The organism is Streptomyces morookaense (genome assembly GCF_013030945.1).
GTDB classification, from domain to species: Bacteria; Actinomycetota; Actinomycetes; order Streptomycetales; family Streptomycetaceae; genus Streptomyces; species Streptomyces morookaensis.
Genome location: NZ_JABBXF010000035.1, coordinates 88,158 through 100,775, shown reverse-complemented (window position 1 = coordinate 100,775; position 12,618 = coordinate 88,158). Strand labels below are relative to the sequence as shown.

Below are 12,618 nucleotides of genomic sequence, written 5' to 3'. Positions count from 1 at the left end.
GGCGACCCCGGGTCAGTACCCCGCCTGCTCCAGGATCCGCCGTGCCACCGCCGGCGAGTCCACCAGCGGGTGCAGGGCCAGGGCCCGTACCGCGGCGGAGCGGTTCCCATGGAGCGCGGCATCGATGGTGCCGCGCTCCACGGCCTTCAGCTGCAGCATCAGCCCCAGTTGGTCCGGCCGGACGGGGGCGCACGACAGGGGAGCCGCGCCCTTGGCGCTGACCTCGCACACCGTCTCGATGACGGCATCGGCGTCCAGCGCCGGCACCGTGCCGCCGTTGCGGACGTTGAGGATCAGCCGGACCCCCGCGTCCCCGGACACCGCCCGCATCAGGGCGAGGGCGACCTGGTCGTAACCGCCGCCCTCCAGGTCGCAGGTGTCCCGCTCCCAACCCCCGCTCGCCGCACGGCCGTCGGCCAGGTACGTCTCCTCGCGGTGCAGCCGCGCGCGCTCCCAGAGCTCGCGCACCCGCCCCGGCGGGGCGCCGGCCGCCTCCTCGAAGAACCTGCCCTGCTGCTGGGCGAGGAACTCGCCGCGCGTCTCGGCCGCGGCCCGCGTCGCGGCCAGCGTCTCACGGCGGAAGTAGTAGTAGTGCAAGTACTCGTTGGGCAGCGCGCCCAGCGTCCGCAGCCACCAGGCGCCGAACAGCCGGCCCTCCTCCAGGGTGCCCAGCGCCTGCTCGTCCGCCAGCAGCCCGGGCAGCAGTTCACGCCCGTCGAGCGTCAACGACCGCAGCCAGCCGAGGTGGTTGAGGCCCACGTAGTCGTACTCGACCTCGTCCGGATCGGCGCCCACCGCCAGCGCCGCCCGGCGCACCAGGCCGACCGGCGAGTCGCAGATGCCGATCACGCGGTCGCCCAGCACCGCGGACATCGCCTCCGTCACCATCCCCGCGGGATTGGTGAAGTTGATGACCCACGCCTCCGGTGCCAGCGCCGCCACCCGCTCCGCGATGTGCACCGCCACCGGGATCGTCCGCAGCCCGTAGAGCACTCCGCCCGCGCCCACCGTCTCCTGGCCCAGCACGCCCTCGCCGAGCGGGATCCGCTCGTCGCGCACCCGGCCCGCGGTGCCGCCCACGCGGATCGCGGAGAAGACGAAGTCCGCGCCGCGCACGGCGTCGTCGAGGTCCGACGCGATCCGCACGACGGGGGCATCCGGTACGGCGGCCGCCTGTTCGTCCAGAATCGCCGAAATCACTCTCAGACGGCCCGGATCCGTGTCGTACAGCACCAGTTCGTCACAGCGTCCGGGCACGCCGCGCCGGGCATCGTCCACCAGGGTCCGGTGCACCAGAGGCACCCGGAATCCGCCACCGCCGAGAATCGCCAGCCTCATAGTCCGGAAGGTACACCGGCATCGGGCACACTGTCCGGACCCGCACTCTTGCATCCCCGAGAGGAGTAGCAAGCGAGCATGACGATCCCTTCCCCGCAGCCGTGCCACGCAGAGCGTTTCGAGGGCGCGGCCCCCGTGCTGGACCCGCTCGCCGAGGTCCGTTCCGAGCAGGATCCGGCCACGGACGTCTACCTCACGGGCCCCGTCTTCCTCGACATCATCTTCACCGGCCTGGACTCGGCCCCGGTGCGCGGCACCGAGACCTGGGCGCGCGGCATGGGGTCGAGCCCGGGCGGCATCGCCAACATGGCCACCGCCCTGGCCCGGCTGGGCCTGCGCACCTCGCTCGCCGCGGCCTTCGGCGACGACATGTACGGGGAGTACTGCTGGGAGTCGCTCTCCCGCGGCGAGGGCATCGACCTGTCGCTGTCGCGCACCGTGCGCGGCTGGCACTCCCCGGTCACCGTGTCGATGGCCTACGAGGGCGAGCGGACCATGGTCTCCCACGGCCACGAGGCCCCGCCGCCCGAAGAGCCGCCCGAGTGCCCGCCGCCGGCGCGCGCCTGTGTGTCCCTGCTGGTGCCGGGGCGGCAGGAGGAGTGGATCGCCGTCGCGGCCGGGCGGGGCAGCCGGATCTTCGCCGACGTGGGGTGGGACGAGACCGGCCGCTGGGATCCGGCCGATCTGGCCGACCTGCAGTACTGCGAGGGGTTCCTGCCCAACGCCGAGGAGGCGATGCGCTACACCCGCACCGACTGCCCGCGCGCCGCGGCCCGCGCCCTGGCCGAGAAGGTGCCGCTGGCCGTGGTGACGATGGGGGAGCAGGGCGCGTACGCCGTGGACAGCAGCACGGGCGAGAGCGCCGAGGTCCCGGCCATCGCGGTGGAGGCGCTGGACCCCACCGGCGCGGGGGACGTCTTCGTGGCGGGCTTCGTCACCGGCACCCTCGCGGGCTGGCCGCTGGCGGACCGGCTGGCCTTCGCGGGGCTGACCGCGGCGCTGTCCGTCCAGGAGTTCGGCGGGTCGCTGTCCGCGCCGGGCTGGGTGGAGATCGCCGCCTGGTGGCAGCACGTGCGGTCCTTCGACGACCAGTCCCCGGCCACACTGCGCCGCTACGCCTTCCTCGACGGAGTCCTGCCCGCGGCGTCCCGGCCCTGGCCGCTGCGCAGGGCGGTGCCCACCCTGGGCTTCCGCCAGCCGTGACCACCGGCCCGTAAATCCCCTCCGCCCGCCCGGCGCACCGTCGTACCCTTGAGATATCAACGTTGCCGGACATGAGAAAGAGGGATGAGCAGGCCAGAGTGCCGGCCCATGACTCAGACACCCACACGACCGCAGGCGACAGCCCGGTTCACGGTCCCGGCCAAGCACCCGATGGTGACGGTCCTGGGCTCCGGGGATTCGCTGCTGCGGGTCATAGAGAAGGCGTTCCCGTCCACGGACATCCATGTGCGGGGCAATGAGGTCAGTGCGACGGGCGACGAGCCGGAAGTGGCCCTCGTCCAGCGGTTGTTCGACGAGATGATGCTGGTGCTCCGCACGGGTGCGCCGATGACGGAGGATGCGGTGGAGCGCTCGATCGCCATGCTGCGGGACCAGGAGGGGGCCGAGGAGACTCCCGCCGAAGTCCTCACGCAGAACATCCTCTCCAGCCGCGGGCGCACCATCCGTCCCAAGACGCTCAACCAGAAGCGCTATGTCGACGCGATCGACAAGCACACGGTCGTCTTCGGCATCGGCCCCGCGGGCACCGGCAAGACCTATCTGGCGATGGCCAAGGCGGTCCAGGCCCTGCAGTCCAAGCAGGTCAACCGGATCATCCTGACCCGCCCCGCGGTCGAGGCGGGCGAGCGGCTCGGCTTCCTGCCGGGCACGCTCTACGAGAAGATCGACCCCTACCTGCGCCCGCTCTACGACGCGCTGCACGACATGCTCGACCCCGACTCGATCCCGCGCCTGATGGCCGCCGGGACGATCGAGGTGGCGCCGCTGGCGTATATGCGCGGCCGGACGCTCAACGACGCGTTCATCATCCTCGACGAGGCGCAGAACACGAACCCCGAGCAGATGAAGATGTTCCTCACCCGGCTCGGCTTCGACTCCAAGATCGTGATCACGGGCGACGTCACCCAGATCGACCTGCCCGGCGGCACCAGGAGCGGTCTGCGCCAGGTGCAGGAGATCCTGGAGGACGTGCAGGACGTCCACTTCTCGTACCTCACCAGCAGGGACGTCGTCCGGCACAAGCTGGTCGGCCGTATCGTCGACGCGTACGAGAAGTACGACACCCGCAGCAACGGCAACGGAAAGTAACTCCCGGTAACCCCATGGCAATCGACGTCAACAACGAATCCGGCACCGAGGTCGACGAGAAGGCGATCCTCGACGTCGCCCGCTACGCCCTCGCCCGGATGCGTATCCACCCGCTCTCCGAACTCTCGGTCATCGTCGTCGACGCCGACGCCATGGAGCAGCTCCACATCCAGTGGATGGACCTCCCCGGACCCACCGACGTGATGTCCTTCCCCATGGACGAGCTGCGGCCCCCGGCCAAGGACGAGGAGGAGCCCCCGCAGGGGCTGCTCGGCGACATCGTGCTGTGCCCGGAGGTCGCGAAGAAGCAGGGCGAGGAGGCGCCGACGAAGCACTCCATGGACGAGGAACTCCAGCTGCTCACCGTCCACGGCGTCCTCCACCTCCTCGGCTACGACCACGAGGAGCCCGACGAGAAGGCCGAGATGTTCGGCCTCCAGGCCGCGATCATCGACGGCTGGCGTGCCGAGCACGGCATCGAAGGGCCCTCCCCGGCCCCCACGTTCACGTGACCGGTCGACTGATCACCGCTGCCGTCCTGCTGCTGGTCGTCGCCTGGCTCGCCGCCTGCGCCGAGGCCGGCCTGGCCCGGACCACCCGGTTCCGGGCCGAGGAGGCCGTCCGCTCGGGCCGGCGCGGCAGCGCCAAGCTGATGGCCGTGGCGGCCGACCCCACCCGCTATCTCAACGTGGCGCTGCTGGTGCGCATCGCCTGCGAGATGGCGGCGGGCGTCTTCGTCACCTACGTCTGCCTGCGGGAGTTCGACGCCACCTGGAAGGCGCTGACCGTCGCCGTCGTGGTGATGGTCCTCGTCTCGTACGTGGCCGTCGGCGTCTCGCCGCGCACCATCGGCCGACAGCACCCGCTGAACACCGCGACCGCGGCGGCGTATGTGCTGCTGCCGCTGGCACGGGTGATGGGACCGATCCCGCAGCTGCTCATCCTCCTCGGCAACGCCTTCACCCCCGGAAAGGGCTTCCGGCGCGGCCCGTTCGCCTCCGAGGCGGAGCTGCGGGCCATGGTCGACCTCGCGGAGAAGGAGTCGCTCATCGAGGACGAGGAGCGCCGCATGGTGCACTCCGTCTTCGAACTCGGCGACACCCTCGTGCGCGAGGTGATGGTGCCGCGCACCGACCTGATCGTCATAGAACGCGGCAAGACCATCCGCCAGGCCCTCACCCTCGCCCTGCGCTCCGGCTTCTCCCGGATCCCGGTGACGGGGGAGAACGAGGACGACATCGTGGGCGTCGTCTACCTCAAGGACCTGGTGCGCAGGACCCACATCAGCCGGGACGCGGAGAGCGAGCTCGTCTCGACCGCCATGCGGCCGGCGGTCTTCGTGCCGGACACCAAGAACGCGGGGGACCTGCTGCGCGAGATGCAGCAGCAGCGCAACCACTGTGCCGTCGTGATCGACGAGTACGGCGGCACGGCGGGCATCGTGACGATCGAGGACATCCTCGAGGAGATCGTCGGCGAGATCACCGACGAGTACGACCGCGAACTGCCGCCCGTGGAGGAGCTCGGGGACGGGCACTACCGGGTCACGGCCCGGCTCGACATCGGCGACCTGGGCGAGCTGTACGGCCTGGAACTGGACGACGAGGACGTCGAGACGGTGGGTGGCCTGCTGGCCAAGTCGCTGGGCCGGGTGCCGATCGCCGGCGCGGTGGCCGAGGTTCCGGTCGAGGACAAGGGGCTTGCCGCTCTGCGGCTCACCGCCGAGGCCCCTGCGGGGCGGCGGAACCGGATCGTGACGGTGCTCGTCGAACCGGTTGCCTCCGGCGGGGGTGCCCCGTAGGGGGCCGTCACCACGGCGCCCCGTCAGGGGCGCGGGGAACTGCGCGAGCAGCCACGATGCGCCCGCAGGCGAGGTGCCCGGGGCTGCGCCCCGGACCTATGGGGTGGTGCGTCGGCTGCGGGCCGGTGGGGGCTGGTCGCGCAGTTCCTCGCGCCCCTTACGGGGCGGGGCACCACCCGGGCGAGGGGCGCCGGCGGCGCCGCCCCTATGCTCCCGGTATGACGGACACCCTGCACCCCGAAGACCGCAAGCTCATCACGCTGGCCCGGGCCACACGGGCCCGCAACGGCGTTGCCGAGGGCGCCGCCGTGCGCGACGAGACGGGCCGCACCTACGTCGCCGGAACCGTCGCCCTCGACTCGCTGCGGCTCAGCGCCCTGCAGACGGCCGTCGCCATGGCGGTGGCCAGCGGCGCGACGTCCCTGGAGGCCGCCGCGGTGGTCTCCGAGGCCGTGGCGGTGCCGGACACGGACCGGGCCGCCGTGCGGGACCTGGGCGGCCCCGCCACCCCGGTGCTGCTGGCCGGGCCGGACGGCACCCCGGGCGCGACGATCACGGCGGGCTGAGCCGCTGGTCCGCGCACGGCGGGGGATCGGGGAGAATGTGTGGCATGGACAAGCCCTCCTCCCCCTCCCAGGCCCCTCACCGCGCGGGCTTCGCGTGCTTCGTCGGCCGCCCCAACGCGGGCAAGTCGACCCTGACCAACGCACTGGTGGGGACGAAGGTCGCGATCACCTCCAACCGCCCGCAGACCACCCGGCACACGGTGCGCGGCATCGTGCACCGCCCGGACGCCCAGCTCGTCCTGGTCGACACCCCCGGTCTGCACAAGCCGCGCACCCTGCTGGGCGAGCGGCTCAACGACGTCGTCCGGACCACCTGGGCCGAGGTCGACGTGATCGGCTTCTGCCTCCCGGCCGACCAGAAGCTCGGCCCCGGCGACCGCTTCATCGCGGGCGAGCTGGCCGGCATCAAGAAGACGCCCAAGGTCGCCATCGTCACCAAGACCGACCTGGTGGACTCCAAGACCCTGGCCGGGCAGCTGCTCGCCATCCAGAAGCTGGGCGCCGAGCTCGGCATCGAATGGGCCGAGATCATCCCCGTCTCGGCGGTGGGCGACCAGCAGGTCTCCCTGCTGGCCGACCTGCTGGTGCCGCTGCTCCCGGAGAGCCCGCCGCTGTACCCGGAGGGCGACCTCACGGACGAGCCGGAGCAGGTCATGGTCGCGGAGCTGATCCGCGAGGCGGCCCTGGAGGGCGTGCGCGACGAGCTGCCGCACTCGATCGCCGTCGTGGTCGAGGAGATGCTGCCGCGCGAGGACCGGCCCAAGGACAAGCCGCTGCTGGACATCCACGCGAACGTCTACATCGAGCGCCCGAGCCAGAAGGGCATCATCATCGGCCCGAAGGGTGCCCGCCTCAAGGAGGTGGGCATGAAGTCCCGCAAGCACATCGAGGCGCTCCTCGGCACCCCCGTCTACCTCGACCTGCATGTGAAGGTCGCCAAGGACTGGCAGCGCGACCCGAAGCAGCTGCGCAGGCTGGGGTTCTAGGGGGCACGGGGGCTACGCTCCCTCTTTGAGCACCGTTTGGATCAGCTCCCGCTGCTCGTGCGTGAGGTGCGGGTCCGCGAGGTGGACGGACCGGCCGTCCACGTCGATCTCGTAGTGGAAGCCGTCCGGTACACCCCGCACCGGCCCCGGCTCCCGCCCCGGCGCCAGCGCGCGGTGCGCCAGCGCCTCCAGGTGCGTCGCGTCGGGCCGGCCGTCCGTGTCCAGCTCGGCCCGGCGTTCGATGCCGGCGAATCCGCCGGTCCGGGTGATGACGATCCGCATGCCGCCATTCTGGCCCCCGGCGGCCCGCGTTACGAGGTGGCGACCCCCACCCGGGACCACGCCTTCAGCACGGCCTGCACCGCGTCGCCCTCGCCGTACAGCGCCCGTGCCGTCGCCGCGGTCTGCCGGGCGAAGTCCGCGAACCCCGCGTCGGCGGCCAGCTCGCCGCCGGTCAGCGTGGCGTACCAGATCCGCCCGGCCCGCTCCCACGCGTGCCCGCCCAGCGCCGTGGCCAGCAGGTAGAAGGCGTGGTTGGGGATGCCGGAGTTGATGTGGACGCCGCCGTTGTCGCGCGAGGTGCGGACGAAGTCGTCCATCGTGGCCGGCTGCGGGTCCTTGCCCAGGTGGGGGTCGTCGTAGGCGGTGCCCGGGGCCTTCATGGAGCGCAGGGCCACGCCGTGGATGGTGGGCCCCAGCAGGCCCTGGCCGATCAGCCAGTCGGCCTGGTCGGCGGTCTGGCCCAGCGCGTACTGCTTGATCAGCGAGCCGAAGACGTCGGAGAGCGATTCGTTCAGCGCACCGGACTGGCCGTAGTACTCCAGGTTGGCGGTGTGCTGGGTGACTCCGTGGGTGAGTTCGTGGCCGATGACGTCCACGGAGACCGTGAAGTCTCCGAAGAGTTCGCCGTCCCCGTCGCCGAACACCATCTGGCTGCCGTCCCAGAAGGCGTTGTCGTATTTCTCGCCGTAGTGCACGGAGGCGTTCAGCGGCATGCCCGCGCCGTCGATGGAGTGCCGGCCGTAGACCTTGAGGTAGAAGTCGAACGTGGCCCCGAGCGCGGCGTTCGCCCGGTTGACCGTGGCGTCCTTGCTGGGGTGGTCGCCCTCGCCGTGCACCTTGGTACCGGGGAGCGTCGTCTGATGCTGCTCGTCGTAGATGGTGCGCTGCGGCTTGTCGGAGAGCGTGCCCGCAGGGTCGGCGTGGATGAGGGCCGGCGGGGTGACCCGGCGCCGGGTGCGCAGGGCACCGTCGTGCTCCAGGGTGCGGCGGGCGGGCTCGTGGTGCCGGGGGTCCTCGGCCTGGGCGAGTGCGTCCAGGATGTGCGGTGGAACGATGGTGCAGAAAACGCTCTTCACGGTGTCCATGAGCGGCAATTTCGCACCGGCCGGGGGGCTTGTCACTCTTCCGGACGGCGATTCCTGCAAACGAGTGGCGGGGTTCCGGGCCTTGGCCTGCGTCCCGCATGGTGGAACCCCCCTTCACACCCGTGCCGCCTCGGCTAATGTGCTGTGCACCATGCGTTTCGGGCTGCTTCTTCTTAGCTGCCGCGGCGAGGGCCTGTAGTCGTAGGCCGACCCCCTCCCCGCGGAGTCCGGTGCTGCGGTTCACCGCCCCGTCGGCCGATCCCTTCGCGGACACCACGAGGAGCCCTCCGCAGATGTCGCAGCAGCCCGAGCAGTCGAACGCGCAGTCCCCCGAGCACTCCGTCGGCCGCCCCACCCCGCTCACCGCGGCGACGGTGATGCAGCGCCCGTCCGGGATGCCGGTCCACAAGTACCGGCCGTACGAGGCCGTGGAGATCCCCGATCGCACCTGGCCGGACCGGCGCATCACCAAGGCCCCCCGCTGGCTCTCCACCGACCTGCGCGACGGCAACCAGGCGCTGATCGACCCGATGTCGCCCGCCCGCAAGCGGGAGATGTTCGACCTGCTGGTGCGCATGGGCTACAAGGAGATCGAGGTGGGCTTCCCCTCCTCCGGGGCCACCGACTTCGAGTTCGTCCGGTCGATCATCGAAGAGGACGCGATCCCGGAGGACGTGACGATCTCCGTCCTGACCCAGGCGCGCGAGGAGCTGATCGAGCGCACGGTCGAGTCCCTGCGCGGTGCCCGCCGGGCCACCGTCCACCTCTACAACGCGACGGCGCCGGTCTTCCGCCGCGTGGTCTTCCGCGGCTCGCGCGAGCAGGTGAAGCAGATCGCGGTGGACGGCACCCGGCTGGTGGTGGAGTACGCGGACAAGATCCTGGGCGACGGGACGGTGTTCGGCTACCAGTACAGCCCGGAGATCTTCACCGACACCGAGCTGGACTTCGCGCTGGAGGTCTGCGAGGGCGTGATGGACGTCTGGCAGCCCGAGGCCGGCCGCGAGATCATCCTGAACCTGCCCGCGACCGTCGAGCGCTCCACGCCCTCCACCCACGCCGACCGCTTCGAGTGGATGTCGCGGCACCTGTCGCGCCGCGAGCACATCTGCCTGTCGGTCCACCCGCACAACGACCGGGGCACCGCGGTGGCCGCCGCCGAGCTGGCCGTCATGGCCGGGGCGGACCGGATCGAGGGCTGCCTGTTCGGTCAGGGCGAGCGCACCGGCAACGTCGACCTGGTGACGCTGGGCATGAACCTGTTCTCCCAGGGCGTCGACCCGCAGATCGACTTCTCGCAGATCGACGAGATCCGCCGCACCGCCGAGTACTGCAACCAGATGGAGGTCCACCCGCGCCACCCCTACGCGGGCGACCTGGTCTACACCGCCTTCTCCGGCTCCCATCAGGACGCCATCAAGAAGGGCTTCGAGGCCATGGAGGCGAGCGCCGCCGCGGCCGGGAAGACCATGGACGACATCGAGTGGGCGGTCCCGTACCTGCCGATCGACCCCAAGGACGTCGGCCGCTCCTACGAGGCCGTCATCCGCGTCAACTCGCAGTCCGGCAAGGGCGGTATCGCCTACGTGCTGAAGAACGACCACAAGCTGGACCTGCCGCGCCGGATGCAGATCGAGTTCTCGAAGATCATCCAGAGCAAGACGGACGCCGAGGGCGGCGAGGTCACCCCGCAGGAGATCTGGTCGGTCTTCCAGGACGAGTACCTGCCGACCCCCGGCAACCCCTGGGGCCGTATCGCCCTGCGCTCCGCGCAGACCACCACCTCCGGCGGGGAGGGCACGGACGCGCTCACCGTCGAGGCCGTCGTGGACGGCGTGGAGACGGTGCTGACCGGTACGGGCAACGGCCCGATCTCCGCCTTCGTCGACGCCCTCGCCGCGATCGGCGTGGACGCCCGGGTGCTCGACTACACCGAGCACACCATGAGCGAGGGCGCGGGCGCCCAGGCCGCCTCGTACATCGAGTGCGTGATCGACGGAGCGGTGCTGTGGGGCATCGGCGTCGACGCCAACACCACGCGTGCGTCGATCAAGGCCGTCGTCTCGGCGGTCAACCGCGCGTACCGGGGCTGAGGCGCCGCCCGGCGGTCAACAGGCCGCCACCGGAAACCACCGCATCCGGTGGGGACGGTGGCGGTTTCGGCCACCCGCTGCCGGAACTCCGCGTGGCGGGGTACTGACGCAGCATCACCGATGTGGCTAACATCACGTCAACGCGGCGACGAGGCCGTGGCGTTATGGAGGTGCGCCGTGATGCACGCGCAAGGCCGACACAGCCCGGACCGGTGTGTGGTGGGCGTACGCACCGTATGGCGCACCGTCGGCGACGGCGAGTTCTTCTGCCCGGGCTGCGGCGGGGACCGCAACTACCACCGGCGTACGGGCCGCCGCCGTCTGGTCGCGTTCGGGGTGCCGCTGCTGCCGCGCGGGCCGGTGGGCCCGGTCGTCGAATGCACGGCCTGCCGCGGCCGCTTCGCGCCGGACGTCCTCGACCACCCCACGACCACCCGGTTCTCGGCGATGCTGCGCGACGCCGTGCACACCGTGGCCCTCGCGGTGCTGGCCGCGGGCGGCACGGAGGCCCGCACGGTGCGCCGGGCCGCGGTGGGTGCGGTGCGCGCGGCGGGCTTCGCCGACTGCAGCGAGGAGCAGCTGGTCACCCTGATCGAGGCGCTGGCCGCCGACACGGGCCGGCTGCCCGGCCGGTACGGGGGGAACGGCACGGTCTCCGGCCCCTCCGGCTCCGCCGGCCGGGACGGCTTCGACCCGTGCGGCACGGCCCTGGCCATCGAGCTGCACGAGGCGCTGGAGCCGCTGGCCCCGCATCTGGCCCCCGCGGGCCGCGAATCGATCCTGCTGCAGGGTGCGCGCATCGCCCTGGCCGACGGTCCGTACCGGCCCGCGGAGCGGGAGGTGCTGGCCACGGTGGGGCGGGCGCTGCTGATCTGTCCCGAGGACACGGACCGGCTGCTGGCGGCGGCGCGGATGCCGTCGTAGGACGGTCGTGACGGTCGTGACGCCGTCGAATGATCTTGAACTGGACGGCCGGACCCCGACATTCTCGGGCGCATGACCACATTCCGCCTCCTGGGTGTCGTTGCGGCCGCCCTCGTCGTCCTCGCGCCCCCCGCGCCTACCCCCGCGTCCGCCGCCGACACCGCCGACTGCTCCACCTACCGCTCGTCCCGCACCCCGTCGAAGCTCACGCTCGAATGCGGCTCACCCGGCCCCGAATTCCCGTACATGAAGCAGGAGGTGGAGCGCACCACCCCCTTCATGACGCCCGCCCTGCAGAAGGTCCACAGCTGCGGGGAGATCACCCAGCGGCAGTCCTTCCTCTACTTCGAGGCCCGCGACAAGTGCAAGGCCGTCGCCCACTACCTGGCCGTCCACGGCGACTTCCGGCACTGACCCCGCCGTCCCGTACCGGCGGTCCGGGCCGCCCCGCCGGTACGGGACAATGACTGCATGAGTCTGTTCCGCGACGACGGCATCGTCCTGCGTACCCAGAAGCTGGGTGAAGCGGACAGGATCATCACCCTCCTGACCCGCGGCCACGGCCGCGTCCGCGCCGTCGCGCGCGGGGTGCGGCGCACCAAGTCCAAGTTCGGGGCCCGGCTGGAACCCTTCTCGCACGTCGACGTGCAGTTCTTCGCGCGCGGCAGCGAGCTCGTCGGGCGCGGTCTCCCACTGTGCACGCAGAGTGAGACCATCGCCGCCTACGGTGGCGCGATCGTCACCGACTACGCCCGCTACACGGCCGGCACCGCGATGCTGGAGACCGCCGAGCGGTTCACCGACCACGAGGGCGAGCCCGCCGTCCAGCAGTACCTGCTGCTGGTCGGCGGCCTCCGCACGCTCGCCGCGGGCGAACACGCCCCGCACCTGGTGCTCGACGCGTTCCTGCTGCGCTCCCTCGCGGTCAACGGCTACGCCCCCAGCTTCGGCGACTGCGCCAAGTGCGGCATGCCCGGCCCCAACCGCTTCTTCTCGGCCGCGGCCGGCGGAGTCACATGCGGGGACTGCCGGGTGCCCGGAAGCGTCGTACCCTCCTCGGAGTCGCTCGGACTCCTCGGCGCGCTGCTGACGGGGGACTGGGCGACCGCGGACGCGTGCGAGGCGCGGCACGTCAGGGAGGGGAGCGGTCTGGTGGCCGCCTATCTCAGCTGGCATCTGGAGCGGGGACTGAGGTCCCTGCGCTACGTGGAGCAGTGAAGGACGTACGAG

Annotated in this window: 13 protein-coding genes; 10 read left to right on the top strand and 3 right to left on the bottom strand. The window is 71.6% G+C overall.

What is annotated here, in order from left to right; translation table 11 throughout:
- Positions 1–12: 12 nt before the first annotated feature.
- The gene (locus HG542_RS17025) at positions 13–1,338 is read right to left on the bottom strand and encodes a 6-phospho-beta-glucosidase (RefSeq protein WP_171082283.1); all 1,326 of its coding nucleotides are present in this window, start codon (positions 1,336–1,338) and stop codon (positions 13–15) included.
- A gap of 78 nt (positions 1,339–1,416) precedes the next feature.
- Between HG542_RS17025 and HG542_RS17020 the strand changes: the two genes are divergently transcribed.
- From HG542_RS17020 to era, 6 genes are all read left to right on the top strand, one after another.
- A complete protein-coding gene (locus tag HG542_RS17020) occupies positions 1,417–2,541 on the top strand; it encodes a carbohydrate kinase family protein (RefSeq protein ID WP_171082281.1) in 1,125 nt (374 codons plus the stop codon).
- A 108-nt stretch (positions 2,542–2,649) separates the two neighbouring features.
- Positions 2,650–3,651 carry a PhoH family protein gene (locus HG542_RS17015; RefSeq protein ID WP_171082279.1) on the top strand — a complete coding sequence of 334 codons (1,002 nt, stop codon included), beginning with the start codon at positions 2,650–2,652 and terminating at the stop codon, positions 3,649–3,651.
- A gap of 14 nt (positions 3,652–3,665) precedes the next feature.
- Positions 3,666–4,163, top strand: a complete 498-nt coding sequence (gene ybeY / locus HG542_RS17010) for an rRNA maturation RNase YbeY (protein WP_171082277.1) — start codon at positions 3,666–3,668, stop codon at positions 4,161–4,163.
- Positions 4,160–5,452, top strand: coding sequence for a hemolysin family protein (locus HG542_RS17005; protein WP_171082275.1), 1,293 nt, complete (start codon positions 4,160–4,162; stop codon positions 5,450–5,452). Before ybeY ends, HG542_RS17005 begins: the two co-directional genes overlap by 4 nt.
- 218 nt (positions 5,453–5,670) lie before the next feature.
- Positions 5,671–6,018, top strand: a complete 348-nt coding sequence (locus tag HG542_RS17000) for a cytidine deaminase-like protein (protein ID WP_171082274.1) — start codon at positions 5,671–5,673, stop codon at positions 6,016–6,018.
- 44 nt (positions 6,019–6,062) lie between these two features.
- Positions 6,063–7,004, top strand: a complete 942-nt coding sequence (era, locus tag HG542_RS16995) for a GTPase Era (RefSeq protein ID WP_171082272.1) — start codon at positions 6,063–6,065, stop codon at positions 7,002–7,004.
- A gap of 12 nt (positions 7,005–7,016) precedes the next feature.
- On the opposite strand, the gene HG542_RS16990 is transcribed toward era, so the two are convergent.
- Together HG542_RS16990 and HG542_RS16985 are read right to left on the bottom strand one after the other, a co-directional pair.
- Positions 7,017–7,286 (bottom strand): protealysin inhibitor emfourin, encoded by a 270-nt coding sequence (locus tag HG542_RS16990; protein ID WP_171082270.1) that lies wholly within the window; start codon positions 7,284–7,286, stop codon positions 7,017–7,019.
- Between the two features lie 29 nt (positions 7,287–7,315).
- On the bottom strand, positions 7,316–8,371 hold the full coding sequence (locus tag HG542_RS16985) for a M4 family metallopeptidase (protein WP_171082267.1): 1,056 nt from the start codon (positions 8,369–8,371) through the stop codon (positions 7,316–7,318).
- A gap of 293 nt (positions 8,372–8,664) precedes the next feature.
- Between HG542_RS16985 and leuA the strand changes: the two genes are divergently transcribed.
- The 4 genes from leuA (at position 8,665) to recO (ending at position 12,606) form a co-directional block, all read left to right on the top strand.
- Complete coding sequence (gene leuA / locus HG542_RS16980) at positions 8,665–10,464, top strand: 2-isopropylmalate synthase (RefSeq protein WP_171082265.1); 1,800 nt, start codon at positions 8,665–8,667, stop codon at positions 10,462–10,464.
- A gap of 180 nt (positions 10,465–10,644) precedes the next feature.
- Positions 10,645–11,388, top strand: coding sequence for a tellurite resistance TerB family protein (locus HG542_RS16975; RefSeq protein WP_171082351.1), 744 nt, complete (start codon positions 10,645–10,647; stop codon positions 11,386–11,388).
- Between the two features lie 72 nt (positions 11,389–11,460).
- A complete protein-coding gene (locus tag HG542_RS16970) occupies positions 11,461–11,802 on the top strand; it encodes a hypothetical protein (protein WP_171082263.1) in 342 nt (113 codons plus the stop codon).
- Positions 11,803–11,859: 57 nt separating this feature from the next.
- Positions 11,860–12,606, top strand: coding sequence for a DNA repair protein RecO (recO, locus tag HG542_RS16965; RefSeq protein ID WP_171082262.1), 747 nt, complete (start codon positions 11,860–11,862; stop codon positions 12,604–12,606).
- The last annotated feature ends 12 nt before the right edge of the window (positions 12,607–12,618 follow it).

Excerpts from the sequence above, each read along its gene's own strand:
- HG542_RS17000 (WP_171082274.1), top strand. The coding sequence starts at position 5,671 with ATGACGGACACCCTGCACCCCGAAGACCGCAAGCTCATCACGCTGGCC.
- HG542_RS17020 (WP_171082281.1), top strand. The coding sequence starts at position 1,417 with ATGACGATCCCTTCCCCGCAGCCGTGCCACGCAGAGCGTTTCGAGGGC.
- HG542_RS16985 (WP_171082267.1), bottom strand. The coding sequence starts at position 8,371 with ATGGACACCGTGAAGAGCGTTTTCTGCACCATCGTTCCACCGCACATC.
- era (WP_171082272.1), top strand. The coding sequence starts at position 6,063 with ATGGACAAGCCCTCCTCCCCCTCCCAGGCCCCTCACCGCGCGGGCTTC.
- HG542_RS16975 (WP_171082351.1), top strand. The coding sequence starts at position 10,645 with ATGCACGCGCAAGGCCGACACAGCCCGGACCGGTGTGTGGTGGGCGTA.
- recO (WP_171082262.1), top strand. The coding sequence starts at position 11,860 with ATGAGTCTGTTCCGCGACGACGGCATCGTCCTGCGTACCCAGAAGCTG.
- ybeY (WP_171082277.1), top strand. The coding sequence starts at position 3,666 with ATGGCAATCGACGTCAACAACGAATCCGGCACCGAGGTCGACGAGAAG.
- leuA (WP_171082265.1), top strand. The coding sequence starts at position 8,665 with ATGTCGCAGCAGCCCGAGCAGTCGAACGCGCAGTCCCCCGAGCACTCC.
- HG542_RS16990 (WP_171082270.1), bottom strand. The coding sequence starts at position 7,286 with ATGCGGATCGTCATCACCCGGACCGGCGGATTCGCCGGCATCGAACGC.
- HG542_RS17025 (WP_171082283.1), bottom strand. The coding sequence starts at position 1,338 with ATGAGGCTGGCGATTCTCGGCGGTGGCGGATTCCGGGTGCCTCTGGTG.
- HG542_RS17015 (WP_171082279.1), top strand. The coding sequence starts at position 2,650 with ATGACTCAGACACCCACACGACCGCAGGCGACAGCCCGGTTCACGGTC.
- HG542_RS16970 (WP_171082263.1), top strand. The coding sequence starts at position 11,461 with ATGACCACATTCCGCCTCCTGGGTGTCGTTGCGGCCGCCCTCGTCGTC.